This window comes from Neisseria oralis, assembly GCF_045062685.1.
Lineage (GTDB): Bacteria > Pseudomonadota > Gammaproteobacteria > Burkholderiales > Neisseriaceae > Neisseria > Neisseria oralis.
Map to the genome: position 1 here is coordinate 23,153 of NZ_JBJGEB010000011.1, position 25,463 is coordinate 48,615.

Below are 25,463 nucleotides of genomic sequence, written 5' to 3' on the forward strand. Positions count from 1 at the left end.
TCAGACGGCCTGTTCGGACATTTGCCGTAATAATTGCTGCGGAGGCAGCAGCAATTGATACGGGGCAATTTGCAGTGCTATTGCAATTTTTTCGATATTGGAAAGCGCGACATTCCAGCGTTTGCGTTCGACAGCGGAAATATAAGTCCTATCCAGACCGCATTGTCTGGCAAGTTCTTCCTGCGACCAGCCTTTTCCCACGCGGAAAACGCGCATATTATAGGCCAGCACCGCACGCAGGTCGTGTTCGTCAGGCAGAGTGTCTGGCAAGGTCAGTTTGCTGCTCATGATTAATCCTAATGTATTTGCTATTACGGATTTTAATTCACGTTTGAATAAAATAAAAGGGTAAAAAAAAAGGGGTGGCCGAACAGCCACACCCAAACACACACACATCAAGAGGAAAGAGATAAGTAATGAAAGCTACTTCACAATCAATACAACATAAACAATATTGCTGCAACAGACTAATGGCAAAACACCTAGCAGGGCAGCAATGTCTGAAACTCAATGACGGCAATTATAAATGAAAATCGCTCTTGAGCTTTGATACAGGTCAACTTCCCTATTATTTGTAAAATAAATTTATATAATAAAAAAAACAAATAAAGATGGTTTTGTAGAAAATGTGACGAAAGGCCGTCTGAAAATGGAAAAGCCTTGTTTTACTTGAGTCTGCCGCAAAATTCAACGTACAATGGAAACATCGTATTTTTCAGCCTGTTGACCTCCGTGAACCAGCTTATTTTCGATTTCGCTACCCGCGACTATCCGGGTTTTGATAAATTCCTCGGGACATCGAATGCCGAACTGGTTTATGTCCTGCAAAACCGGCACGGGCAATTTATTTATGTGTGGGGCGAACAGGGGGCAGGGAAAAGTCATCTGCTTCAGGCCTGGGTCGCTCAGGCGCTGGGAATGGGGAAGAATGCGGTTTATATAGATGCCGCCACTTCCCCGTTGACGGAATCAGTCCTTGAAGCCGATTACCTCGCCATCGACCAAATCGAAAAACTGGGCAACGAAGAACAAGCCCTCCTGTTTGCCGTATTCAACCGCTTCCGCAACAGCGGCAAAGGCTTTCTGCTGTTAAGTTCCGAACACACGCCCCAACAGCTCGTCATCCGCGAAGACTTGCGCACCCGCATGGCGTACTGTCTCGTTTACGAAGTCAAACCCTTGACCGACCAAGAAAAAATCGACGCGCTCGTCAGCATGGCCGCGGCACGCCAAGTAACCATAGATCCCGAAATCTTCGAATACCTGCTTAACCACTGGCGGCGCGACATGGACAGCCTGATGCAGATGCTCGACACGCTGGACAACTACGCCGTCACCATGGGCAAACGCATCACTCTGCCGCTTCTGCGCCAGCTTCTGAAACAACAGGAAACCCAATGAAAAACCTCGCTATCTTCGACCTCGACAACACCCTCATCAACACCGATTCCGACCACTCTTGGCCGCAATACCTCATCAAAAAAGGGCTGGTTGACGCTGCCGAAACCGAAGCGCAAAACGAAAAATTCTACCGCGACTACCAAAACGGCTGCCTCGACATCGACGCCTTCCTCAAATTCCACCTCGCCCCGCTCGCCCGTTACAGCAAAGAAGAGCTGGCGGAATTTCACCGCGAATTTATGGCGGAGTTCATCACGCCCCACATCTCGCCCATGCAGCGTATGCTGGTGCAGAGCCACCAAATGGCGGGCGACGAAACCCTCGTCATCTCATCGACCAACGAGTTCATCATCACCCCCATCTGCCACCTTTTCGGCATTACCAACATCATCGGCACCCAACTCGAAACCGGTGCCGACGGCCGCTACACCGGCAACTACATCGGCACGCCCAGCCTCAAAGAAGGCAAAATTACCCGCCTGAACCAATGGCTCGCCGAACGCGGCGAAACGCTTGAAAGCTACGGCAAAACCTATTTTTACAGCGACTCCAAAAACGACCTGCCGCTACTGCGCCTCGTCAACGAACCCGTTGCCGTCAATCCTGATGCCGAGCTGGAAAAAGAAGCCAAAGCAAAAAGTTGGCCGATATTGAACTTCAAATAAGTAAAACCTCGCCCGCCGCTCAAACGGGCGCAACCTCGTAGCGTGGGCTTCGCCCACGAAAACAAAAGGTCGTCTGAAAATGGAAAACAACAAAGAGCAAAATAATGCTCTACATAAACTGAATGAAATAAATCAAGACATAGCAAAAACTAAACTTTTATAGGCTTTGGTTGAGGGAACTGCTAAAGCAGCTTATGAACATTTTGAGAGTTTTAATCTATGGTTACTTACCGTATCAGGAATTATTCTTTCGTTTGAAATATTGAATTCAGATAAAATTATCGGGTATCTGCAATTAAGTGGTTTCCTTTGGTGTAATGTTTGCCTCATATTTTCCATTATATGTGGATTATTCTGTAAGTACCTAATAACAAGAATAAAATCATTAATCTATATTATTCAATACATAAAGGAAGCATTAAATCCGATTTTTCAAGATTATTCTGCTAACGAGGAATCGGTACAGCAATACGCAACACAGTCAAATATTAAAATTTATACTGATTTAGATTTTGATGAAATTAATAGAGATTTTATAGAGTTATTCCCCAAATTTGGGCAATGGCTTCTTTTACGAAGTTTAAAAAAGAACAAAAACAACAATGTATTGTTAATGAAACTAGCGCATAATCAAGGGATTTTTGTTTTTCTTCAAACTGTTGCTTTCTTCCTTTCGTTAATTTCAGGGATCGTTTTCATTATTTGTAATGTTTCCCAACAAACATAAGAGAAATTCATGACCATCCGAGCCATCATTCTCGCCTTGCTGCTTGCCCTTACCCTCCCTGCGGCCGCGCAAAACGACAATCCGGTAAAACAAGCCTCCGCCCCCGAAAATTCCGTCAAACTCGCCGTCATCGTTTCTCCCGAAGGCGAAGCCAAGGAGATTAACATCATCGAATCCGGTGGTTACAGCAAATTCGACAAAGTAGCCGTGGCCGCTGCCCAAAAAGGCAACTACAACGCCACAGGACGATGGATGAAATATCTCGCAACCGTTAAATTCAAACCCCAATAGGCCGTCTGAAATGCCCGCGTTCAAACCCGTCATCGTTACCACCACCGCCCCGACCCGCGAAGAAGCCGAAAAAATCGGCGGTTTGCTTCTGGAAAAACACCTCGCCGCCTGCGTGCAATACGAAACCATCACCAGCCAATACCTTTGGAACGGCGAAATCTGCCGCGACGATGAAATCCGCATCACCATCAAAACCTCGCGCCACTGCTACCGCGAAATCCAAAAAAACATCATCGCCAACCACAGCTACGACTGCCCGCAAATCCTGATGCAAAATGTTTCGCGCGGGTTTGCCCCGTATCTGCGCTGGCTGAAGCAATGTTTAGGTTTAAAATAGCCGTGCGGCCCGATGCCGTCTGAAAACCGGCGAAGCATCGTTATGAATTTACAGGGAAGTCCACTATAATAACGGCTTTTGATTTTCAGACGGCCTCACTTTCCCATACGTGGCAGGCCGTTTGTAACCGACCAGCATTTGATTTAAAAGGAAACCCATGTTCCGCACTCTGCTCGGCGGCAAGATACACCGCGCCACCGTTACCGAAGCCGACCTCAACTACGTCGGCAGCATTACCATAGATGAAGACCTGCTTGATGCCGCGGGTATCTGCGTCAACGAAAAAGTCGCCATCGTCAACAATAATAACGGAGAACGTTTTGAGACCTATACCATTGCAGGCAAACGCGGCAGCGGGGTAGTGTGTTTGAACGGCGCGGCGGCGCGGCTGGTGCAGAAAGGCGATATTGTGATTATCATGTCGTATGTGATGTTGTCCGGACCTGAGATTCAGACGCATCAGCCAAAAGTGGTACTGGTGGACGGGGAGAATAAAATCCGCGATGTTATCTCTTACGAGCCGCCGCACACGGTTTTGTGATTCGAAAGCCGTCTGAAACAGCAAATCCGGTTTCAGACGGCCTTGGCGTATATTTGGAATTTCTTGTCAGTCAACACGAAAGGGTGGTTATGGATATTCAAATCAACAACATTACGGTCGGCAACGACAAACCGTTTGTTTTGTTCGGCGGCGTCAATGTATTGGAAGACCTCGATTCTACGCTCAAGGCATGCGAGCAATATGTGAAGGTAACGGATAAACTCGGTATCCCGTATGTGTTCAAAGCTTCCTTCGATAAAGCCAACCGCTCGTCCGTTCATTCTTTCCGCGGCGTGGGTTTGGAAGAAGGGATGAAGATTTTTCAGGCGGTAAAGAAAGAGTTTGACGTGCCGGTGATTACCGATGTGCACGAGCCGTACCAGTGCCGGCCCGTTGCCGATGTGTGCGACGTTATCCAGCTTCCCGCTTTTTTGGCGCGCCAGACTGATTTGGTGGTGGCGATGGCGAAAACGGGTAATGTCATCAACATTAAAAAACCGCAGTTTTTGAGTCCGTCGCAGATGAAGAATATTGTGGAAAAATTTAAAGAGGCGGGCAACGACAAACTGATTTTATGCGAACGCGGCTCGAATTTCGGCTACGACAATCTGGTGGTGGACATGCTCGGCTTCGGTGTGATGAAGAAAACTTGCGACGGCGTGCCCGTAATTTTTGACGTTACCCACTCGTTGCAGACGCGCGAATCGGGTTCCGCCGCATCAGGAGGACGCCGCTCGCAAGCGTTGGAGCTTGCGTTGGCCGGTATGGCGACACGGTTGGCGGGGCTGTTTCTCGAATCCCACGCCAACCCAGATCAGGCCAAATGCGACGGCCCCAGCGCGTTGCCGCTGTCGCAGCTTGAGGATTTCTTGGTACGCGTGAAAGCGGTGGACGAAACGGTTAAATCCTTCGCGCCGCTGGAAATCAAATAACCGAGTCAGGCAGACGGTCTTTTATAACGGTGAGGCCGTCTGAAAGTTATCCTGGCGTTTTTTCATACCGTTGGAAAAAGGATATTGCAGTGAGCGAAGAAAATAAAATCAAGGTAAACGATTTGCCCGATGAAAAAACTCAGGAAGAAGTCGAATTGCCCGTTATCAACGAAGACAACAACTGCGGCGGGCATAGCGAGGGAGGTTGCTGCGGCGCCTGCGGCGGCTAAACGTTGCAAATCCCGCCGGATGAAATGAAGTAAAAGGAAAGGCCGTCTGAAATTCTGTTTTCAGACGGCCTTTTGGTTGCCTTTTGATTTCAGTGGGCGGCATCGCTCATCATATCGCCTTCGTCGAAATCCGGCTCGGGTTCGTTTTCGAGCACTTTGCCGTTGAGTTTCAACGCGCTGTTTTGCAGGGTAATGTGCGTTTTCAAATTGCCTTCTTTGACGGTCAGGTACTCTTCGGCGGCCATAGATTTGATGGTGCTGTCTACCATCAGGCGCAGGGTTTCGTTGATGTCGTCGATGCTGGTGCGGCCTGCGGCCTCGTCTTCGCTGTTGACGCTGAAGATGTTGCGCGCCTGGTTGACGGCAAGATCTTCAATCAGTTTCTGAGGAACCTGGAGGTTGAAGTCGGCATCGGTTTTTTTCAGCATGTCGCCCAAATTGTCCATGTCTTTGGCTGTCAGCCCTTTAAAGGCAAGTTTGCCGCTGACGTCCACCAAGCCTTGCGGCATGGTGAATTTGAATGCTTTGACGTTGAGCACGGGATTTTGGGTAAACAGGCTCGATGCTTTGGTTTTGGCCGTCTGAATCAATTCGTTCTGAATTTGCTCGTCGTCCATTTTTTTATCGGCAACTTCGGCCAGCTTGGCTTTGAGCGCGAGCAGGCCTTGGGCGTCGAGGTGTTCGGCGGCGATGTTGATGTCGAGCGGACCGTATTTGTCGTTGCCGTAGGTCAGCGTGTCAAACTGGAAGCGTCCTTCGCTGTTGATGAATTTGCCCGATTCGGTGGTTTGGGTATCGAAGCGCAGTTTGCCGACTTCGATGGTGGACGGGGCAATCGTGCCGGTCGGATTGATGAATGCGCCGATTTGCAGGTCGGTAACGAGGTTGATCAATTCGTTCAGTTTGACGTTGTAGTCTATGCCTTCCTTCCATTCGAGCAGGAATTTGTCGAGGGTGACGCTGCTTTTTCCCAACGACAGTTTGTTTTGCCCGTCGGAAGTTTCGGTTTGCAGGTGCAGGTTTTCCAGTCCCACGCTGCCTTTGTCGGCCAGTTTGACTTGTAACGACGGGGCGGTGTAGTCGTGCGTGTAGCTTTGGAAGCCGGCTTGATAGCCGGTTTTGCCGCTCAGGCCTTTCCAGTTGAGTTTGATGCCCGAAAGCTCTTCGTAATCGAAGGCGGGAACTTTGACGTCCATTTCGCCGCTGCCGTTAAGGTAAACGGTGTTGGTCATGGAGAGCGGGGTTTGGCTGCCGAAGAAGCGCGCCAATACTTTGGTCGTTTCGGGGTGGTATTTGAATTCGGTTTCGATGTGGGCGCGGACGGGAGTAAAGCCGCCGGCAAACGGGCCGTGTTCGATGTGGTTGACGATGGTAACCGGTTCCTGCAATACGGTTTTCAGGTTGTCGGGCAGGAATTTTTCGGTATTTTGCAGCAGGGTCGGTTTCAGTCGGATGACGGTGGTTTCCGTGGCACTGAACCAGCCGCGCTCGTAGGTGTGGGATTCGACGGTCAGAAAACCGGATTCCTTCAGCAATTTTTGTTGCTCGGCCAGCGATTCTTCTGTTTTGATGCCCAGATAGTAGGGGGCGGCCGACATGCCTGCAATGAATACGGCTATGGCAGGGATGAGGAATTTTGTCAGTGACTTGGTCATTGCTTTGGATTTCGATGGGTTTGATGAAAGGGGCAGCATAGCATTTTTTAGGGCATTTGTCTTGGATAAAAAACCGAATGAAACCTGCCTTGGACAAAGGGTTTGCGACGGTTCGGCCTATGTAGCGGAACTGTTTGAAATTGCATATGAAAGTGTCAATCTGGCTGTTTTTGCCCGCTTTTACCGCCCAGCATGTCCAGCAAGCCTGCCAGATTGTTTCTGCCCTCTTCCTTGCTCACAATCGGTTCGCCGCCTTTGCGCCCTAAAATCTTGATGTCTTCCTGCGGCATTTCGTCTATGAAGCGGCTGGGTTCGGGGAACTGCCATGTGCCTTGTTTTTTGCGTTTGACGCAGTGGGTTAGCGTAAGCTGGCGTTTGGCGCGGGTGATGCCGACGTACATCAGGCGGCGTTCTTCTTCAACATTGTCTTCTTCGATGCTGTCGTTGTGCGGCAGGATGCCCTCTTCGCAGCCGACGAGGAAGACGTAGGGGTATTCCAAGCCTTTGGAGGCGTGCAGGGTTGAGAGTTTGACGGCATCGACTTCTTCTTCGCTTTTGCCTTCCAAGAGCGTCATTAGGGCAACGGTTTGGGCGAGTTCGATGATGTTTTTGCCGTCTTGCTCGCCTTTGCGCTCTAGCCAGCCGGTCAGGTCGCTGACGTTGCGCCATTTGATTTCCCCTGCTTTGCCTTCTTCGCTGGCAAGCAGGTGGTTTTCGTAGTCGATTTCTTTGAGCAGGCTGTTGATGAGTTCGCCCGCTTCACTAGTTTCGGCTTTGGCGCGGTAGCTGCCGAACATATCCATAAAGGCTTGCAGGTGTTGGCGGTTGGTATTGTTCAGCAAGGCAAGGGCTTCTTCGGTTTGCGCGGCTTCATACAGGCTGCATTCGTGTTCGTGCGCGTAGGTGTTGAGCTTGCCCAGCGTTACATCGCCGATGCCGCGTTTGGGCGTGGTAACGGCGCGCAGGAAGGCGGGATCGTCGTTGGGATTGGCAAGCAGGCGCAAATAGGACAAAACGTCTTTGATTTCGGCTTTGTCGAAAAAACTCTGCCCGCCGGAGAGTTGGTAGGGAACGCGCGCGCTGCGCAAGGCTTCTTCAAAAATCCGCGCCTGATGGTTGCCGCGGTATAACACGGCGAAATCGGCGTATTGGGTTTTGTCGCCGCCGACCAGCTTCTGCTTGACGATTTGGCTGACGACCCAGTCGGCTTCGTGTTGCTCGTTTTGGCAGGCAACGACTTTGACGATTTCGCCTTCGCCGAACTGCGACCAAAGTTTTTTGGTAAAGAGTTTGGGGTTGTTTTCGATGACTTTGTTGGCGATTTTGAGAATCCGCGCGGTGGAGCGGTAGTTTTGCTCCAATTTGATGACTTTCATCTGCGGATAGTCTTCCTGCATTTTGCGCAGGTTTTCCATGTTCGCGCCGCGCCATGCGTAGATGGACTGGTCGTCGTCGCCGACGGCGGTAAACATGCCTTCCGCGCCGGTCAAGAGTTTCATCAGGGTAAATTGGCAGGTGTTGGTGTCCTGACATTCGTCAACCAACAGATAACGCAGCCGCCGCTGCCATTTGTTGCGCACTTCGCTGTTTTGCTGCAACAACACGGCGGGCAGGCGGATTAAGTCGTCGAAGTCCACCGCCTGATAGCTTTGCAGGGTTTCCTGATAGCTTGCATACACGCGCGCGATTTGTTCTTCCCAAGCGTTGGAGGTCGTCTGAAGCACGTCTTCGGGCGTTTTCAAATCGTTTTTCCACAGGGAAATTTGATGCTGCGCTTTGAATAAGGCTTCTTTTCCTGTGCCGCCCAAAAGTTCGCCGATGATTTTCGCGCTGTCGGTGGAATCGAGGATGGAGAAGTTTTTTTTGTAACCGATATGGTTCGCCTCTTCGCGCAGAATCTTCATGCCCAAAGAGTGGAACGTGCAAATCGTCAGCCCGCGCGTTTGCGATTTGGGCAGCATTTTGGCGACGCGCTCCTGCATTTCCGTAGCGGCTTTGTTGGTAAAGGTAATCGCGGCGACGGTATGCGGCAGATAGCCGACGTTGACAATCAAATGCTTGATTTTTTGCGTAATCACGCCGGTTTTGCCGCTGCCGGCGCCGGCAAGCACGAGCAGAGGCCCGCCGAGGTATTTGACGGCGGCTTGCTGTTGGGGGTTGAGTTTCATGGGGGGAGGGGATAAGGAAAAGGATGTGGATTATAGCAGTCGGGCGGTGGCGCAGGCATGTTTTCAGTCTGTTGAGGCCGTCTGAAAACATGCGTTTATTTTTCAGACGGCCTCAAGCATCCTAATCCGCCTATTCTTTCAACGCAGCTTCCAAGCGTTTCAGACCTTCCGCCATGTCCTCATCGTTTAACAGCAGGCTGGGGGCGAAGCGCACGACGTCGGCTCCGGCAACCAATACCATCAGGCCGTGTTTCAGCGCGGCGGCGGTGATTTCCGAAGCGCGGCCTTGGTATTTGTTTGCCAGCACGCAGCCGATGAGCAGACCCATACCGCGTACTTCTTTGAACGCACCGGTTTTTTCGCCTAATTCCCGCAAGGCCGTCTGAAGTTTTTGTCCTTGTTTTTCCACATGCGCCAAGGTTTCTGGCGCGTTGATGATGTCGAACGCGCGGCTGCCGACGGCGCACGCCATCGGATTGCCGCCGAAAGTCGAACCGTGCGTTCCCGGCCCGAAGGTCGGGGCGATTTTATCGGTGGTCAGAATCGCGCCGATAGGGAAGCCGCCGCCCAATGCTTTGGCGGAACTGAGAATATCGGGTGTAATGCCGTAATGCTCGTAGGCAAACAGTTTGCCCGTATGCCCCATACCGGTTTGCACTTCGTCCAAAATCAGCAATGCGCCGTGTTCGTCGCACAAACGGCGCGCAGCTTGCAGATATTCCTGGGTGGCGGGCAGGATGCCGCTTTCGCCTTGAATCGGCTCGATAATCACCGCGCAGGTGTTTTCACTGATGGCAGCTTCTAATGCGGCAATATCGTTGAACGGAACGTGGGTGATGCCTTGCGGCAGCGGCGCGTAGTCTTTGCTGTATTTGGGCTGGCCGCCGACTGAGACGGTAAACAGCGTACGGCCGTGGAAGCTGTTGAGGCAGGAGATGATTTCGGTTTTGTGTCCGCCAAAATGATCGCGACCGTATTTGCGCGCCAGTTTCAGCGCGGCTTCATTGGCTTCCGCGCCGGAATTGCAAAAGAATACTTTGTCGGCGAAGGTATGCTCTACCAGCTTTTGCGCCAATTCCTGCGCGGGCTTGGTGGTGTAGATATTGGAAATGTGCCACAATTTTTGCGACTGCTCCGCCAGCGCGGCAATCAAATCGGGATGGCAGTGTCCCAGCGAATTGACCGCGATACCGCCCGACAAGTCGATGTATTCACGGCCTTCGGTATCCCAGACGCGGCTGCCGAGGGCGCGTTCGGGAATCATGGGGGCGAATGAAAAATTGGGGGTCAGGTAGTTTTGCATGACGGGGTTCCTTCCGGCCTTGATGGGTACAGACGACCGATTATGCGCTGATTGCCAACGGCTTTCAATATCGGGCGGACAGGCCGTCTGAAAGCCGGTTTTATATTTGAGGACCAAGAGATGATTGATATTGAAGAGGCGCAACGCCGTATAGACGAAATCCAGTCGCTTTACCGTGAATGGCTGCGGCTGCTGCCCCAGTTGGAAGCGGCGCAGGACGAATGGCGCAAGGCTGCGGAAATTGTCCGTAAGCTCGACGGATTTTACAGCGGGGAATACAACCACTATTACACCGAAATCGAAAACGGATTGCCCGTTTCACTGGAAACCGAAGGCGAATACAGCATCATGAGCCAAGACGCACTGTACGACGCGTTCGGTGACCACTACCGGATGTCGTGGGAATGGATGCGGCTGGCGGTGGCGTCGCTCGATCCGGACAAACGGTCGGGCTGAGTGGGCTTCACCGCCGGATTCACCGTTTTCAGACGGCCTTGATTGTTGTTCCGCGCGGGGCGGTTTCACTATAATGGCCTTGTCTATCTTTGTGAACGGACGTTATGACCTTTTTGAAAAACATCACTTGGGCGGAAATTTTCCTGTTTGCCCATACCTGCGCCGCGCTCACCTGTATGGTGCGGGTACTCTACAAACAGCGCAACGTCGGTACGGCGTTTGCATGGCTGATTATCCTGTTCCTGTTTCCCGTGTTCGGCACGATAGGCTACCTGCTGGTCGGCGAACCGTGGCTGGGTTCGGCGCGCACGAAGCGCATGGGCGAAATGAACCGTTTTTACAGCGGGTTTGCCGAGAAATATCTGAAAGAAATGTATTTCGACATCGGCGACAAAGTGAAACCGCATTATCACGGCATCAGCCGGGTGGCGGCGCGCAGCACGGGTTTGGGCGCGACGCAGGGCAACGGGATGACGCTGCTGGCAACCACCGACGACATCATCGACACCATGCTGGCGGACATCGAAGCGGCCGAACATTCCTGTCTGCTGGCGTTTTACATTATCGAGCCGCAGGGGCGTATTGAAGAGCTGCTGGATGCGGTATTGCGTGCGGCCGGACGCGGAGTGGACTGCGCCATTCTGGCCGATGCGGTCGGCAGCAGCGGTTTTCTGGGCAGCGCTTGGGCGGAGGAACTGCGCGATGCGGGCGTGGAAGTGCATTCCGCACTGCCGGTGGGGCCGTTGCGGACGCTGTTTACCCGCAGCGATTTGCGCAACCACCGCAAAATTATGGTGATAGACGGAAAAATCGGTTATACCGGCAGCTATAACCTCGTCGATCCGCACTTTTTCAAAAAAGGTTCCGGCGTGGGCGAGTGGGTGGACGTGATGATGCGCTGCACCGGACCGCTGGTGCTGGAAATGTCGGCGGTGTTTTTCGCCGATTTGGCGGTGGAAACCGACGAAAACCTGCAAGGCATCCAGCAATACCTGACTGAACACGAAGACCGTATCCCCGAACTGCTGCCGGAAAACATTAATCGGGGCAGCGTGGTGGCGCAAGTCATCCCGTCCGCGCCGGAGCAGGGCGATCGGGTGATTTACGAAACCATCATCAGCGCCATCCATTCCGCCACCAAGCGCATCATCATCACCACGCCGTATTTCGTGCCCGACGAACCGCTGCTGACCGCACTGACCACCGCCGCCAAGCGCGGGGTGGAGGTTACGCTGATTCTGCCGGCAAAAGTCGATTCGCTGCTGGTGCGCTACGCGTCCCGCGCTTATTATCCGCTGCTGCTTTCGGCAGGCGTGAAGCTCGCCATGTTCGAAGGCGGGCTGTTGCACGCGAAAACCATGACCATCGACGAAGATTACGCACTGTTCGGTACGGTCAATATGGATATGCGCAGCTTCTTCCTGAACTTGGAAATCAGTTTGGCGATTTACGACAAACATATGACCAACCGGATTTACGATTTGCAGCGCGGCTATCTGGCCGACAGCCGCTATATTTCGGTCAGGGCGTGGCAGCAGCGGGCGAAATGGTGGGGGCTAGTCGAGAATACGGTCCGGCTGATGAGTCCGCTGTTGTAGCGGATATGGAAAACGTTAAGAGGCCGTCTGAAAATGTTTTCAGACGGCCTCTTTAGTCGTACAGGGTTGCCGAAACTGTCATGCCCGCGCGGGCAGGCCGGAACCGTCGGTTCGGGAACCGTTATCCTGTCTCGTAACCAAAAGCTGGTCGATTTTCAGATTTTCGGTGTCGATGATTTCAAATTTATAGCCCGCGTAAACTAAAAAATCGGTGCGTTTCGGGATTTTGCGCAGGGAATACATCATAAAGCCGGCGATGGTTTCGTAGTTTTCCGAATTGGGAAATTCCTCAATGTCCAACGCGCGCATGACGTCGGCGAGCGGGGTCGCGCCGTCCACCAGCCAGGTGTCTTCGGTGCGGCGGATGATTTGCGGCTCTTCTTCGGTATTGACCAGCTCGCCCATGACGATGCTCATCACGTCTTTCAGCGTTACCACGCCGACCACCAGCGCGTATTCGTTCACCACCACGGCAAAGTCTTCGCCGGAAGTTTTGAAGGTTTCCAAGACATCGTAAAGCGACAGCGTATCAGGGATGAACAAGGCTTTGCGCAACACGCGCTTGTCGGTCAGGCGGACGTCTTTTTCTTTTAAAAACAAGGTCAATAGCGTGTGCGATTCGATGTAGCCGATGACGCGTTCCAAATCGCCGTCGCACACCAAGAATTTGTTGTGCGGTTTTTCCGACATCATTTCCAACACGGTATCGCTGCCGTCGTTTTTATCGAAATAGGCGATGTATTCGCGCGTGCTCATGGTGGAAGTCACCGTGCGCGCCTGCATGTCGAAAATATTTTCAATCAGGTAGTGTTCCTGCTGCTTCAACACGCCAGCCTGCGCGCCCGCATCGACGACGGCGTAAATGTCTTCCGAAGTCAGTTGCTCTTGGCGGACAGTGGAAATTTTGAAGAGTTTGAATATCGCGTTCGCCAGCCCGTCAAATGTCCAAACGAAAGGTTTTAAGATGAAAATCAAGAACATCATCGGACGCACGATGCGCACCGCCACCGCTTCGGGATGGGTCATCGCTATGCGTTTGGGCATCAGGTCGGCAATCAGGATGAAGCTGCCCGTTACCAGCGCGAACGTCAGCAGCGACGCGGCCGTACTGCCCCAACTGCCCGCGTTTGCCAACAAACTGCCGAAATAAGGGCGCACCGCCGCTTCGCCGACGATACCGGCGAGAATGGCGACGGCGTTCAAACCGATTTGGACGACGGTGATGAAGCTGCCCGGCTGCTGCTGCATATTGAGCACATCCAGCGCGCGCGTGTCGCCGCCGTCTTTTGCCATCACTTGCAATTTGATTTTGCGCGCCGAGGCGAGCGCGAGTTCGGAGCAGGAAACGAATGCGCTGATGACGATCAGCAGGACCAATAACAATAAGGCTTCGAGAATATTCATGAAAAACTGCGGTTAATGCGGACAAAAACATTTTAACATCAAAGGCAGGGGCCGTCTGAAAGTGCCGCCGCTACTTTAAAAATGCGTCGATTCCGTCTTCGCAGCGAATTTTTCCTTCAAACAAAGTCTGTTGGAGCAGGGCATCGTTTTGCGGCAGGGAGCCGCGTTCGGCCTCGTGGTGCCAAAGATGGTAGGCGACGCCCGCAAATTTAAGGTTGTGGCGCTTCATACCGACATGGTAGCAGCGGGCGACAAATTCGCTGTCTTCGCGTCCCCAGCCGACAAATTCGTTGTTAAAGCCGTTGACCGCCAACGCGTCGTCGCGGAAAAAACCCATATTGCAGGTTTTGATGCCTTTGTGTTTGCGGTTGCCGTGGCTGCCGACGATTTTCGCCGGCAGGCGCAGACGCAGGGCGGAAGCCCTTTTCCTGATGCCTGTACTGAAGCACGACAGGGCGGGCAGGCTGCCGTTTTCGAGTAGGGCGGCGGTACGCTCTTCGGTCAGGATGACGCGCGAACCCTGTATCAGACGGCCTTTGCGAGCGAGTTTGAGGTGGTCGGTGATAAATGAAGGGTCGAGCAGCATGTCGCCGTCTATCAGGATGATGTAGTCGGACGAGGCGGCCGCGATGGCGCGGTTGCGTGATTCGGCGGCGCGGAAGCCGTCGTCGGGACGCCAGGAATGCTTCACCGGAACCGGACTGATGCGTTTGAACGCATCGACGACTTCGGCGGTATCCTGTGCCGAACCGTCGTCGGCAACGATGATTTCGTCGGGCAGGCGGGTTTGCGCCAGCGCGGATTTGAGCACCAGTTCCAACGCGTCCGGACGGTTGTAGGTGGTGATGACCAGCGCGGCAGTGATGTGGCGGTTGCGTTCGTAGAGTTTGACGTATTTGTAATACGAACCCTGCGCGTTGGCGGCGGAGATGATGAGGCCGTCCGAGCCGTAGACGAAGCCGCGTTTGAGGAAATAGTTTTTCACGAACGACACGCCGCCGTGCAGCAGTGCTTTGGCCGGAGAGGCTGGTTTTTTATAGCGGTTTTCTTCGGCGTAAAGCGTACTGTACTGCTGCATTTTCCGAATCAGTCCTTCGGCGTTTTCAAACGAATAATGTTTCAGACGGCCTGCCAGCATCTGCGTCTCGGTATTTTCCGGCAGCTTCAGCGATTCATGCACCTGACGGTCGGAAAATTGGGTGAAGCGGCGGTGGTAGAGGCGCGGGATAATGTCGGGATACCAGCCGCAGGCTTTTATCAGGCGGCCGTCGTAATGGTTGAGGCGCGACAGGGAAAACACTTTCTGCATACGGTTTTCCGCCACCGCGGCGCGTATGCTTTCCATTAGTTCGGCATCGGCCACTTCGTCGCTGTCGATATTGAAAATCCAGTCGTTGCGGGCAAGGCGGGCGGCGAGGTTCTTCATCGGGCCGAATCCGATAAATTCGTGTTTGCGGATGCTGGTGTTTTTGAACCCTGCGGCGATTTCCAGCGTGCGGTCGGTCGAGCCGTTGTCCAGCAGCAGGATTTCGTCGAAACCGTCGAGAGCGGTCAGGACTTCGGATAGATAGCGTTCGGAATTTTTTACCAGCATGGTGGCTGTGGCGGGGATTTTGGAGGTCATGACTCTGAGGCCGTCTGAAAGAGGTTGGAGTGAATGATACAATAATATCAGGCCGTCTTGGGCGGTTTCAGACGGCCTTTTTGCAGCGTTCCGGTTGGGTCAGGGCAGGAAAGAAACCGATTCGGCCAGTTCGCGGAACAGGCCGTCCGAATCGACTTCCGTTACCCAAAAAGCGTTTGCGGGCTTACCCGTCGTGCCACGCCAGTCGACCGAACACGCGCCCAGCGACAGTTCGCTTTGCGTATCCACATCGACGCGGCAGGCTTTGCCGCGGAAAAGTTCGGGGAATACGGCGAAGGCGACCGCGCAGGGGTCGTGCAGCGGGCCGCCTTCCAGTCCGAACGCCTGAATGTCGTACCGTTCGTAACTTTGCAGGATGTCCGCCAGCCGCGGGCCGTTGACGTTGCCGAGCCTGCGCAGCATATCCATGCGCGGCGTGGTGATTTGCGCCTTGTGGGTAACGTCCAGCGGCAGTATCGTAATCGGCGCGCCGCTTTGCAATACAATCTGCGCCGCATGCGGATCGACGTAGAAATTGAATTCTGCGCAGGGAGTGATGTTCCCCGCCTCAAAGTAGCAGCCGCCCATCAATACGATATTTTTCACCGCGTCCGCAATATCCGGTGCGAGGCTGAACGCCAGGGCGATGTTGGTCAGCGGTCCGATGGGGCAGAGCGTGATGCTGCCGCGTTCCGCGCCGCGAAGCGTGCGAATCAGGTAATCGACGGCATGAACGCTTTGCAACGGACATTCTGGATCGTGCAGCGCGACGCCGTCCAAGCCCGTCTTGCCGTGTACCTCTTCCGCCGTTACCAAATCGCGCAATAACGGCTTGCCCACGCCCGCATACACCGGAAAATCTTTCCGGCCCGCCCAGTCGCAGATAATCCGCGCGTTGGCCGACGTATGGTTCAGCCCGACATTCCCCGCCACCGCGGTAAGGGCCATGAAGTCAATCAGTCCGCGCTTTGCCAGGCCGTGTGCCATCAGAATGGCGGCGGCGTCGTCCTGCCCGGGGTCGGTGTCGATAATCAGGCGGATTTCCCCGTCCATCATGTTCTCCTTGAATAGGCTGCAAGAGGTGTATTCTAACCGATATGGGGCTACAATACGCCGTTTCAGTTTTTTTCAGACGGCCTCATTGACATGAAATTGGTTCTGGCTCCGATGCAGGGTTTGGTGGACGATGTAATGCGCGACCTGCTCACGCGTATAGGCGGTTTCGACGAATGCGTGAGCGAGTTCGTACGGATTACGCATACCGTGCATTCGCGGCAGACATGGCTCAAATACGTCCCCGAAATCGCCAACGGCAACAAAACTTTCGCCGGAACGCCCTGCACCGTGCAGCTTCTCGGCAGCGATGCGGACAATATGGCCGTCAACGCGCTGGAAGCCGTGCGCTTCGGTGCGGATAAAATCGATCTGAATTTCGGTTGCCCCGCACCGACGGTCAACAAGCACAAAGGCGGCGCGGTGCTGCTTAAGGAACCGGAACTTATTTACCGCATCGTCAGGACCCTGCGCCGCCGCCTGCCGCCACACATCCCGCTTACCGCCAAAATGCGCCTCGGTTACGAAGACAAAAGTCCCGCATTGGAATGTGCCGCCGCCATTGCCGCCGCAGGCGCCTGCGCCCTAACCGTACACGCCCGTACCAAAAATGAAGGTTACGAACCGCCCGCACACTGGGAATGGATACGTAAAATCCGCGACAGTGTCGACATCCCCGTAACCGCCAACGGCGATGTTTTCACACTTGAAGATTATTTGGAAATCAAAGCAGTCAGCGGTTGCGACAGCGTCATGCTCGGTCGCGGTGCCGTTATCCGTCCCTATCTTGCACGGCAAATCAAACAATACGAAGGCGGACGTGAAGCCCGCGATGCGGATTTCGCTGAAATATCAGGCTGGATAAACCTTTTTTTTGATTTGTGTACCATGAAAGAAGCCAACGGCAAATATCCCGTCGCCCGTTTGAAACAGTGGCTCGGCATGATGAAAAAAGAATTTGCGGAGGCACAGGAATTGTTTGATGCGGTAAGGGCGGTTAAGGATGCGGGCGAGGTGAAGCGGATTTTGTCTGCCTTCGAGGAGAAAATGAGTGCGGGATGATGGAAAGGCCATCTGAAAAATTTTCAGACGGCCTTTTGGGGTTTTTAAGAAGCCAATACGCGCGGGAAAAGAATTTCGTTTTCCAAATGGATGTGGTCGGTCAAATCGTCCACCAATTCGCGTGCCAGCGTGTACAGCCGCGTCCAACTGCCACAGGCGTTTTCGGGAACGGTCAGATTGTTGGTCAGTGCCAGCAGTCTGGCTACGGCCTGGTCGTGTTCCTCATGCTCGTGCATCATCACGCTAATCGGCATCGCCGCCCCGCGCCCGACGCCTTGTTTGATCATGGGAAACAGCATGCGCTCTTCCTTCATCATGTGCATCAGCAGTTCGTTTTGCATATAAGCCAGCAATTCCGGCACTTCCGCCGGAAAACTGTCGGCATGTACCTCCGCAACTTTTTGCGCCAACGGAACCAGTTCTTCAAATTGCGCACGGTGTATGTTGTGGTAGCGTTGCAGGATATGGTCGATGGTTGCACCAAACGGCGCGGTTTCCCATACGGTAAAATCAGTCATGGCAGTGTCCTTGGATTTATATCCGGCCGGTATTTTTCAGACGGCCTTTGGAAAGATATATTTTTGATGAATGTATACGGCGGTTGAAGGATACACCTGAGGGATTAATTTGTATAGATGAAGGCAGGGTGTATAACAGATTGAGAATGAAAGTAATTTATTTTTGTGTGAGGAGGAAAGGTTGGGGCCGGCTTGCACCTTAATCGAGAGTGATAAAAATAGCCCGTCTTTATTAAGACGGGCTATTCAGAATCTGGCAGAGAGGAAGGGATTCGAACCCTCGATACGCTATTCACGTATACACGCTTTCCAGGCGTGCGACTTAAACCACTCATCCACCTCTCTAATGATGGGACTATTATAGTAGGAATGCAGACGGTTAGCAATTATTCCAACTAATACAAACCAATAAAAAATCCGGCGGAAACCGGAACATTTTATATTTTATGTATGGTGCCCAGGAGAAGACTCGAACTTCCACACCCGTGAGGATACTAGCACCTGAAGCTAGCGCGTCTACCAATTCCGCCACCTGGGCAATCATCCGTATTTTTAAAGCAAAGCAGTAAACTTTTGGTGCCCAGGAGAAGACTCGAACTTCCACGCCCGCGAGGACACTAGCACCTGAAGCTAGCGCGTCTACCAATTCCGCCACCTGGGCTTTGCTTTATTAACCGTTTTGGGGTAGAGTATCCACCGCTTCGCCAAAACGAAGACGTCATTATATATTTGTGTGAAAGAATGTCAATCTTAAAAATGAAGAAAAATATTAAATTGTTAAATTTACGAGAAAAAGACCCTTACTTAGAACGCGAGGGGCAGCGCTATGACCATCCGTTGCCAAGCCGCGAGTGGATTATCAAGTTGTTGGAACAAAAAGGTGTGCCGGCGAAAATGGAGGCTTTGGCGCACGAGTTGTCGATTACAGATGCCGAATATGAGTTTTTCGAACGCCGTCTGAAAGCGATGGCACGCGACGGGCAGGTTTTGATTAACCGCCGCGGTGCAGTGTGTGTTGCAAATAAAATCGATTTGGTGAAATGCCGTGTCGAGGCGCATAAAGACGGTTTTGGATTCGCCGTACCGTTGCAGCCGACGGGGGACGGCGATTTTATTCTGTACGAGCGGCAGATGCGCGGCGTGATGCACGGCGACATTGTAACCGTCCGTCCTGCGGGGGTAGACCGCAGGGGGCGGCGTGAAGGTACGGTGCTGGATATTGTTGAACGCGCGCAGAAGCAAGTGGTCGGCCGTTTTTATGTAGAGCGCGGTATCGCCATTTTGGAAGCGGAGGATAAACGGCTGACGCAGAGTATAGTTTTGGAGCCTGACAGCGTGGCCGGCTTCAAGCCCGAATCGGGCCAGGTCATCGTGGCCGAAATCGAAACTTATCCCGAACTGAACCGCCCCGCCGTAGCGAAAATCATCGAGGTATTAGGCGATTATGCCGACAGCGGTATGGAAATCGAAATCGCCGTCCGCAAACACCATCTGCCGCACCAATTTAGCGATGCTTGCCGGAAAGCCGCGGAAAAAATCCCTGATCATGTGCGCAAAAGCGATTTGAAAGGTAGGGTGGACTTGCGCAATCTGCCGTTGGTAACGATAGACGGCGAAACGGCACGCGATTTTGACGATGCTGTGTTTGCCGAAAAAATCGGCAGAAATTACCGGCTGGTGGTGGCGATTGCCGACGTCAGCCATTATGTCCGTCCGAATGATGCTATTGATAACGATGCGCTGGAACGCGCTACCAGCGTGTATTTCCCGCGCCGCGTCATTCCGATGCTGCCTGAAAACCTGTCCAACGGTATTTGTTCGCTGAATCCCGATGTCGAACGGTTGTGTATGGTGTGCGACATGATGGTTACTTATGCGGGCAATATTAAAGAATATAAGTTTTATCCGGCGGTAATGCGTTCTCATGCGCGGTTGACTTACAACCAGGTTTGGAGTTGGCTTTCAGACGGCCTGGAACATCCGTATAAAGAACAAATCGATACGCTTTACCGCTTGTTTAAAATTTTGCAGAAAAAACGTTCCAGCCGAGGTGCAGTTGAATTTGAAAGCGTTGAGACGCAGATGGTTTTCGACGACAACGGCAAAATTGAGAAAATCGTTCCTGTTGTGCGCAACGATGCGCACAAACTGATTGAAGAGTGTATGTTGGCGGCGAATGTGTGCGCGGCAGAGTTTTTGCTGAAAAACAAACATACCGCCTTATTCCGCAACCATTTGGGTCCGACTCCGGAAAAACTGGCCACATTGCGCGAACAGCTTGCGCTGACAGGATTGAGTTTGGGCGGAAGGGACAATCCTACGCCGAAAGATTATGCGGTTTTGGCCGAGCAATTCAAAGGGCGGCCGGATGCCGAATTGTTGCAGGTTATGATGCTGCGTTCGATGCAGCAGGCAGTTTACGAGCCGAACTGCGACGGACATTTCGGTTTGGCCTATGACGCTTATGCACATTTCACTTCGCCTATCCGACGTTACCCTGATTTGACCGTACATCGGGCAATCAAAGCTGTATTGGCCGGTGAAAAATACAATCCCGGCAAATCGTGGCAGGAGTTGGGTGTGCATACTTCGTTCTGCGAGCGCCGCGCCGACGATGCTTCGCGCGACGTTGAGAATTGGCTGAAAACCTATTATATGCGGGACAAAGTCGGCGAAGTGTTTGGCGGTAAAATTTCCGGCATGACGAGCTTCGGCATTTTCGTAACTTTGGACGACATTCATATCGACGGTTTGGTGCATATCAGCGATTTGGGCGAAGATTATTTCAATTACCGTCCTGAAATTATGGCCATCGAAGGCGAACGCAGCGGCGTGCGTTTCAGTATGGGTGATCGTGTCAGTGTGAAAGTGGCACGTGCGGACTTGGATACCAGTAAAATCGATTTGTTGCTGATTAGCGGTGGTACTGCCGGTAAAAAGCGCGGTAAGAAAGCGGTGTCTGCGTCAAAAAGCCCTTCTGAATCGGCTGCGAAAAAAGGTGCGGTAAAGGCTGCTAGAGGCCGGAAATCCCGATTGGACATCAAAGAAGCCGATACTTTGAAGAAAGAAACCGGAAAATCTGATTTACGCAAAAAATCTGCTTCCGGTAAAGCCAAGACCGGCAAGAAGCGGAAAAGCGTTAAAGTGGTAGTGGGAAGCAGGGCCAAAGCCAAAGGCAAACCGAGAGCCGGAAGCAAGTCGTAATAGAGTTTGACTGTTGAACAGGCCGTCTGAAACGGGATGATGAAGAACGTTTCAGACGGCCTTTATATTTCTATCAACTACACGGGAGAGGAAACGGTCGGTTCAGTTTGGACGCCTCATGTCCTTACGGCTTACAATAACGGCTGACAATAACCAAACAACCGGAACATCATGGAAAATACGCAATCCGTTTCATTTTTCGAGCGCGCTCGACAGTTTCTCAACCAAACTCCGCCGGATTATGCCGTTGCCGTGCCATTGCTCAGGCAGGCGGTGCAGGAAGGGGATACGGAGGCAGTGTTTCAGTTGTCCGGCTGCCTGATGAACGGTTTGGGTGTGCGGAAGAATGCCGAGGAAGGTATTGCTTTGTTGGAGCAGGCTGCCTCGGCCGGACATCCGTATGCGCGCTATAACCTGTTGCAACTTAAGGAAGCTGGCGGCACGCCGGTTGCTTTGTTATTAGGTGTATATGGTGATTTGGCCGAACAAGGTATGGTTCAGGCGCAGATGAGGCTGCTTAAATATTTCAATGAAACCGGTAAAACCGATAAAGCATTGTATTGGGCAAAAAAAGCGGCTGCCGCCAACCATCCGCAGGCGCAATATTATTTGGCGCAGTATTATCAAAATGCCGCCGAACCGGATATGGAGGCGGCTTACCGGTTATACAGACAGGCCGCAGAGCAGGGATTGGTGGCGGCGCATTGGCAGCTCGGTTTGCAGTATCTTTACGGGCAAGGTGTGCCGCAGAACCACGAACAGGCCGCACGTTATCTGCGGATTGCCGCAGAGCAAGGTATTGCGGCGGCACAGACCGCACTGGCGGAAATTTTACTGCCGGAAAATAGTAAGGAGGCATTAGTCTGGTTTCAGACGGCCTCCGAGCAGGGAGACAACAATGCACATGCAGCTTTGGCGGAACTTTACCTGCTTGGCCGTTACGTTGAGAGAAATCCTGAAGCAGCGCGTTCCCATGCGGAAGCAGCCGCACAGTTTCGGCATCCCGAAGCATTGCGTTTGCTGGGAGATATTTACAGTTACGGTTTGGGAGTGGATGCCGATTCTGATACTGCCCGCGGGTATTATCGGCAGGCGGCAGAAGCAGGCAGCATGGCTGCGTATCAGAAACTGGTGTCTGACAGTGCTTTGCACGACCGGCAGAATTACGAGCGAATCAAAGAAACCGCTTTGCAACACCAAAAGCTCGAACAGCTTTACCAACAGGCATTCGCCAGTTATCACGGGTTGAACCAGATGCAGGATTATTCGGAAGCCTTTGAATTTTACCTGCAAGCGGCAAAGCTCGGACACCGCAGGGCGCAGACGGATTTGGGCATGATGTATTACAGCGGGAAAGGGGTGGAGGAGGATACGGCTCAAGCGGCGTATTGGTTCGGATGTGCGGCGGAAAGCAATGATGCCACCGCCCAATATAGTTTGGCCTGCCTGTATTTTAACGGTGAAGGCATTGAAAGGAATATTGCCAAAGCCTGTGCATTACTGGAGGCGGCCATCTGCAACGGGCATCCTCATAAAGATGCTTTAATACCGTTGCTGAACCAATGGCGGGAGATGATGAGTAGTTTGGAGAGGCCGTCTGAAAAATAATAGTATGAAAGTTATGAATGGTGGATTTGGAAACTCAAGATGCCGTCTGAAAATTCTTTCAGACGGCATCTTGAGTTTTGATGAAAGTTATGAATGGTAGATGCGGAGAAGATTGCTAAATCAATCAGATTCCTGTTTTACCTATCCGTTCGCAACCTTTGCCATCGGTTTGACTTGTAGAAAAGGCTTTTGCCGAAGCTGCATCCGTACATTTGTAAGCCTCGCCCAAGCTGTCCGTCCACAAGGCTTGTGTATAACCCGTATCCGCCTTCGGTGTCGCGGAAAGCAGGTAACGGCGGCTTTTGTCATCAGGAACAGAACCTGCAAAATCGTATCGTTCGGCTATTTCGGCGGTTGTTGACTTGGAAATAATGTTTTTTAATTTATCCGAATCAATCTTTGTTCCCGGATTTTTAACAATATAGGTTCTGACATTGCTGTTAATACTGACCAAGTCGGCGTAGGCCTGGGACAGATAACCCCGTTCGATATACCGGTTGTAAGAAGGCATGGCAATGGTTGCCAAAATACCGATGATAGCGACCGTAATCAGCATTTCAACAAGGGTGAAACCGTAAAATCTGCTTGCTTTTACCATAGCGTTTTCCTATTCGTTGCTGACATAGGATTGAACCATGACTGTAGTATTGTCATTTTTTCCCCATGCTTTTGCCGTTACGCGGTAAATATTGGCTCCCGTCGAACTGTTACTGACATATTCGATGATATAGCGCGGCTTTTTGCTTACGCCGTTCGGTAAAGATACTTTGGCATCTTTGGGATATTCTTTACCTTTAGTGTCAATGCAGAGTTTGTCACCGCATTTTCTCAGCCATGCTTCAATATTGGAAGTGCCGGTTATTTGGGGGGAACCGGTTGGTCTTTCGGCTGTATTCGCAGCACGACATAGACCGTTGTCGCACTCGTCGTTGAATTTAGGTGAATCGGGCAGATTCAAAATAGCGTTCTCACCTTCCCGTAAGGCCGATTCGGCCAATGAAAACGCCAGTTTCCGGTCGGCATCGTTGGTGCTGATGCGTTGTTCGGTATTGTAAGACTGCATGGCGGCAACCACCAGTAGGGCGATGGCAACCATCATCATCAATACGATAAAGAGGGCAAATCCCTGCTGGTTGCTTTTGGACTGAATCAAAGAGTGCGGTCTGCGCATTGGTTTCCTCCGCGTACTGCTGCGTCAATGTTATAAATTTGGATGTTGTTATCGTTTCCGGCGTTGATTGAATCATTGAAGGTCAGTTGGATAAGTGCCGGGGCTTTATCGGTTTTGATAGTGTCTGTCTTGTCAAAGGTTTTGCAAGAATCGTCGGTGTTATAGATGAAATTCATTTTCATGGTAGAAATACCGCGAACCAATAATTGGGGGTTTCCCCAAGTTTTACCGTCATATTGGAAACGGTATAGCCCGGATTGGCCATTCGTAGGCGTACCGACTACATAGGCATTGACGACATATTTCAAAACAGAAACACTGCCGATTTGCGCATTTGCATTGAGGGAGTCGGCTGCGGCTTTATTTGTTTTGGCGGTATCATCTCTTTTGATGGCTGAACAGGAACTGATAACGATGGGGGCGGTGGGTGTGTCTTCTACGGCACCGTATTTAAATATAAGTGCCTTATTTTGCGTTGTAAATCCGCTTATTTTGAGGGTTTCGGTTGATACCGGTACCAAAGCGGAATTAGCGGCCGTTGCCAGTTTGAAGATTGAATTTTGATTATTATCGTCGGTTTTTACATCACCTGCTTTGTGGGCAGACATGTTGAAGCAGCCAAAACTGCCGGCCATGCGTGCATCTCGCACAATCATATTGGATGCATTGCGCAGGTCTTGTTGTACGGTTAGGCGCGACGTGGCGGTGTTGTTCAGATTGCGGGCAGTAAAATATGTGGAACTGACTGCCATCAGTACAATCATGCTCAGGGCTGCGGCCACCAAAAATTCAATCAGGCTGAAGCCTTTGATGCCGCTTCGGTAAGAGTAGAGCGAGAGATGTTTTTTATTTTTCTGCATAATCAGTTATCCGCAATTTGTGCTTGAAAGGTATAGACAATTTTATTACCGTCTTTAGTCAGTCCGTTGGAGGATTTATCATCGGATGCTGTTTCCGCATCTTCGCTCCAAGCGGCTTTGATATAGGTTACATTCCCTTGTTCGTCGCAGTTTCCGTCAAATTTTCCATCTTTGAGGGTCGGTACTGTACCTTTTGAATCAAGGCAGATAATGAATTGCAAGTCGGTATTCGAACCCAGTGCGTTTCGGATACTGTTTTTGAACTGGCAGATTTGGTTTTCTCTTAGTTGAGCCGTCGTTAATACCGTATCGGTATGAGGAGGAGAACATGATGCGGCAGTTGATGGTTGTGCCATGGTGTAGTTAGTGTAGGATTTTTTGGTCCAACCGGTAGCTGAGTCCGATGACAAGGTCGGATTGATGACCATGCCTTCGATTAGATTTTGGGCGATTTGGGAGACGATGGTCTGGCTTTCGGCCTCGCGAACTCCGGACACGGCACGCAGTTGTACGGCCAGTAGCGCCAATACACCTAAAGCCAATACGAACATGGCAACCAATACTTCTATCAGGGTCATACCGGATTGTTTGGTTTTCAGACGGCCTTTGCCGGCAAAAAGATATTTGTAGGACGTTTTATTATTCATCGGAAACA

The 25,463-nt window shown here is 51.9% G+C and carries 25 protein-coding genes and 3 tRNA genes; 13 read left to right on the forward strand and 15 right to left on the reverse strand.

Going from position 1 to position 25,463, the window contains the following annotated elements; translation table 11 throughout:
• Positions 1 to 288: a helix-turn-helix domain-containing protein gene (locus tag ACI43T_RS09990; protein ID WP_293277814.1), complete on the reverse strand. Its 288-nt coding sequence runs from the start codon at positions 286 to 288 to the stop codon at positions 1 to 3.
• A 444-nt stretch (positions 289 to 732) separates the two neighbouring features.
• Between ACI43T_RS09990 and hda the strand changes: the two genes are divergently transcribed.
• The 8 genes from hda to ACI43T_RS10030 all read left to right on the forward strand — a co-directional run bounded on the left by hda (position 733) and on the right by ACI43T_RS10030 (position 5,124).
• Entirely contained in the window at positions 733 to 1,401 is a 669-nt protein-coding gene (gene hda / locus ACI43T_RS09995; RefSeq protein WP_293277881.1) for a DnaA regulatory inactivator Hda, read from the forward strand.
• Positions 1,398 to 2,066 (forward strand): histidinol-phosphatase, encoded by a 669-nt coding sequence (locus ACI43T_RS10000; RefSeq protein WP_377079779.1) that lies wholly within the window; start codon positions 1,398 to 1,400, stop codon positions 2,064 to 2,066. The genes hda and ACI43T_RS10000 overlap by 4 nt, the downstream gene beginning before the upstream one ends.
• A gap of 166 nt (positions 2,067 to 2,232) precedes the next feature.
• A complete protein-coding gene (locus tag ACI43T_RS10005; protein ID WP_377079781.1) occupies positions 2,233 to 2,793 on the forward strand; it encodes a hypothetical protein in 561 nt (186 codons plus the stop codon).
• 9 nt (positions 2,794 to 2,802) lie between these two features.
• Entirely contained in the window at positions 2,803 to 3,084 is a 282-nt protein-coding gene (locus ACI43T_RS10010; RefSeq protein WP_377079783.1) for a TonB family protein, read from the forward strand.
• Positions 3,085 to 3,094: 10 nt separating this feature from the next.
• Positions 3,095 to 3,421: a divalent-cation tolerance protein CutA gene (gene cutA / locus ACI43T_RS10015; protein ID WP_308025351.1), complete on the forward strand. Its 327-nt coding sequence runs from the start codon at positions 3,095 to 3,097 to the stop codon at positions 3,419 to 3,421.
• 157 nt (positions 3,422 to 3,578) lie between these two features.
• Positions 3,579 to 3,962, forward strand: coding sequence for an aspartate 1-decarboxylase (gene panD / locus ACI43T_RS10020; RefSeq protein WP_405386840.1), 384 nt, complete (start codon positions 3,579 to 3,581; stop codon positions 3,960 to 3,962).
• 89 nt (positions 3,963 to 4,051) lie between these two features.
• On the forward strand, positions 4,052 to 4,894 hold the full coding sequence (gene kdsA / locus ACI43T_RS10025) for a 3-deoxy-8-phosphooctulonate synthase (protein WP_009173663.1): 843 nt from the start codon (positions 4,052 to 4,054) through the stop codon (positions 4,892 to 4,894).
• Between the two features lie 89 nt (positions 4,895 to 4,983).
• A complete protein-coding gene (locus ACI43T_RS10030; protein ID WP_405386842.1) occupies positions 4,984 to 5,124 on the forward strand; it encodes a hypothetical protein in 141 nt (46 codons plus the stop codon).
• Between the two features lie 89 nt (positions 5,125 to 5,213).
• Here the strand turns inward: ACI43T_RS10030 and ACI43T_RS10035 are convergent, their stop codons facing one another.
• The 3 genes from ACI43T_RS10035 to ACI43T_RS10045 all read right to left on the reverse strand — a co-directional run bounded on the left by ACI43T_RS10035 (position 5,214) and on the right by ACI43T_RS10045 (position 10,250).
• Entirely contained in the window at positions 5,214 to 6,779 is a 1,566-nt protein-coding gene (locus ACI43T_RS10035; RefSeq protein WP_175271539.1) for a YdgA family protein, read from the reverse strand.
• Between the two features lie 155 nt (positions 6,780 to 6,934).
• Positions 6,935 to 8,947 carry a DNA helicase Rep gene (gene rep, locus ACI43T_RS10040; protein ID WP_405386845.1) on the reverse strand — a complete coding sequence of 671 codons (2,013 nt, stop codon included), beginning with the start codon at positions 8,945 to 8,947 and terminating at the stop codon, positions 6,935 to 6,937.
• A gap of 130 nt (positions 8,948 to 9,077) precedes the next feature.
• On the reverse strand, positions 9,078 to 10,250 hold the full coding sequence (locus ACI43T_RS10045; RefSeq protein WP_405386847.1) for an aspartate aminotransferase family protein: 1,173 nt from the start codon (positions 10,248 to 10,250) through the stop codon (positions 9,078 to 9,080).
• A gap of 120 nt (positions 10,251 to 10,370) precedes the next feature.
• Between ACI43T_RS10045 and ACI43T_RS10050 the strand changes: the two genes are divergently transcribed.
• The gene (locus ACI43T_RS10050) at positions 10,371 to 10,706 is read left to right on the forward strand and encodes a DUF4298 domain-containing protein (protein WP_405386849.1); all 336 of its coding nucleotides are present in this window, start codon (positions 10,371 to 10,373) and stop codon (positions 10,704 to 10,706) included.
• Positions 10,707 to 10,810: 104 nt separating this feature from the next.
• Positions 10,811 to 12,304, forward strand: coding sequence for a cardiolipin synthase (cls, locus tag ACI43T_RS10055; protein ID WP_405386850.1), 1,494 nt, complete (start codon positions 10,811 to 10,813; stop codon positions 12,302 to 12,304).
• A gap of 78 nt (positions 12,305 to 12,382) precedes the next feature.
• On the opposite strand, the gene ACI43T_RS10060 is transcribed toward cls, so the two are convergent.
• The 3 genes from ACI43T_RS10060 to ACI43T_RS10070 form a co-directional block, all read right to left on the reverse strand.
• The gene (locus ACI43T_RS10060) at positions 12,383 to 13,708 is read right to left on the reverse strand and encodes a hemolysin family protein (protein ID WP_377081430.1); all 1,326 of its coding nucleotides are present in this window, start codon (positions 13,706 to 13,708) and stop codon (positions 12,383 to 12,385) included.
• A gap of 70 nt (positions 13,709 to 13,778) precedes the next feature.
• Positions 13,779 to 15,332: a glycosyltransferase family 2 protein gene (locus ACI43T_RS10065; protein ID WP_405386853.1), complete on the reverse strand. Its 1,554-nt coding sequence runs from the start codon at positions 15,330 to 15,332 to the stop codon at positions 13,779 to 13,781.
• A gap of 99 nt (positions 15,333 to 15,431) precedes the next feature.
• A complete protein-coding gene (locus tag ACI43T_RS10070; RefSeq protein ID WP_405386870.1) occupies positions 15,432 to 16,385 on the reverse strand; it encodes a nucleoside hydrolase in 954 nt (317 codons plus the stop codon).
• 93 nt (positions 16,386 to 16,478) lie between these two features.
• On the opposite strand from ACI43T_RS10070, the gene ACI43T_RS10075 reads away from it, so the two are divergent.
• On the forward strand, positions 16,479 to 17,447 hold the full coding sequence (locus tag ACI43T_RS10075) for a tRNA dihydrouridine synthase (protein ID WP_405386855.1): 969 nt from the start codon (positions 16,479 to 16,481) through the stop codon (positions 17,445 to 17,447).
• A gap of 44 nt (positions 17,448 to 17,491) precedes the next feature.
• Here ACI43T_RS10075 and dnrN read toward each other — a convergent pair whose 3' ends face one another.
• From dnrN to ACI43T_RS10095, 4 genes are all read right to left on the reverse strand, one after another.
• Positions 17,492 to 17,965, reverse strand: a complete 474-nt coding sequence (dnrN, locus tag ACI43T_RS10080) for an iron-sulfur cluster repair protein DnrN (protein ID WP_405386857.1) — start codon at positions 17,963 to 17,965, stop codon at positions 17,492 to 17,494.
• A gap of 254 nt (positions 17,966 to 18,219) precedes the next feature.
• Positions 18,220 to 18,310 (reverse strand) — tRNA-Ser (locus ACI43T_RS10085).
• Positions 18,311 to 18,416: 106 nt separating this feature from the next.
• Positions 18,417 to 18,503 (reverse strand) — tRNA-Leu (locus ACI43T_RS10090).
• Between the two features lie 36 nt (positions 18,504 to 18,539).
• Positions 18,540 to 18,626 (reverse strand) — tRNA-Leu (locus ACI43T_RS10095).
• 80 nt (positions 18,627 to 18,706) lie between these two features.
• Between ACI43T_RS10095 and rnr the strand changes: the two genes are divergently transcribed.
• Both rnr and ACI43T_RS10105 read left to right on the forward strand, forming a co-directional pair.
• The gene (rnr, locus tag ACI43T_RS10100; RefSeq protein WP_377080505.1) at positions 18,707 to 21,169 is read left to right on the forward strand and encodes a ribonuclease R; all 2,463 of its coding nucleotides are present in this window, start codon (positions 18,707 to 18,709) and stop codon (positions 21,167 to 21,169) included.
• A gap of 171 nt (positions 21,170 to 21,340) precedes the next feature.
• A complete protein-coding gene (locus ACI43T_RS10105) occupies positions 21,341 to 22,777 on the forward strand; it encodes a tetratricopeptide repeat protein (RefSeq protein ID WP_377080507.1) in 1,437 nt (478 codons plus the stop codon).
• A 124-nt stretch (positions 22,778 to 22,901) separates the two neighbouring features.
• Here ACI43T_RS10105 and ACI43T_RS10110 read toward each other — a convergent pair whose 3' ends face one another.
• From ACI43T_RS10110 to pilV, 4 genes are read right to left on the reverse strand one after another with little or no spacing between them, the layout of a single operon-like run.
• Positions 22,902 to 23,375 carry a PilX family type IV pilin gene (locus tag ACI43T_RS10110; RefSeq protein ID WP_009173649.1) on the reverse strand — a complete coding sequence of 158 codons (474 nt, stop codon included), beginning with the start codon at positions 23,373 to 23,375 and terminating at the stop codon, positions 22,902 to 22,904.
• 9 nt (positions 23,376 to 23,384) lie between these two features.
• Positions 23,385 to 23,948: a pilus assembly PilX family protein gene (locus ACI43T_RS10115; RefSeq protein WP_314106955.1), complete on the reverse strand. Its 564-nt coding sequence runs from the start codon at positions 23,946 to 23,948 to the stop codon at positions 23,385 to 23,387.
• Entirely contained in the window at positions 23,927 to 24,808 is an 882-nt protein-coding gene (locus tag ACI43T_RS10120; protein WP_314106958.1) for a PilW family protein, read from the reverse strand. The genes ACI43T_RS10115 and ACI43T_RS10120 overlap by 22 nt, the downstream gene beginning before the upstream one ends.
• Positions 24,809 to 24,810: 2 nt before the next feature.
• Positions 24,811 to 25,455, reverse strand: a complete 645-nt coding sequence (gene pilV, locus ACI43T_RS10125; protein ID WP_377080510.1) for a type IV pilus modification protein PilV — start codon at positions 25,453 to 25,455, stop codon at positions 24,811 to 24,813.
• Positions 25,456 to 25,463: the final 8 nt, after the last annotated feature.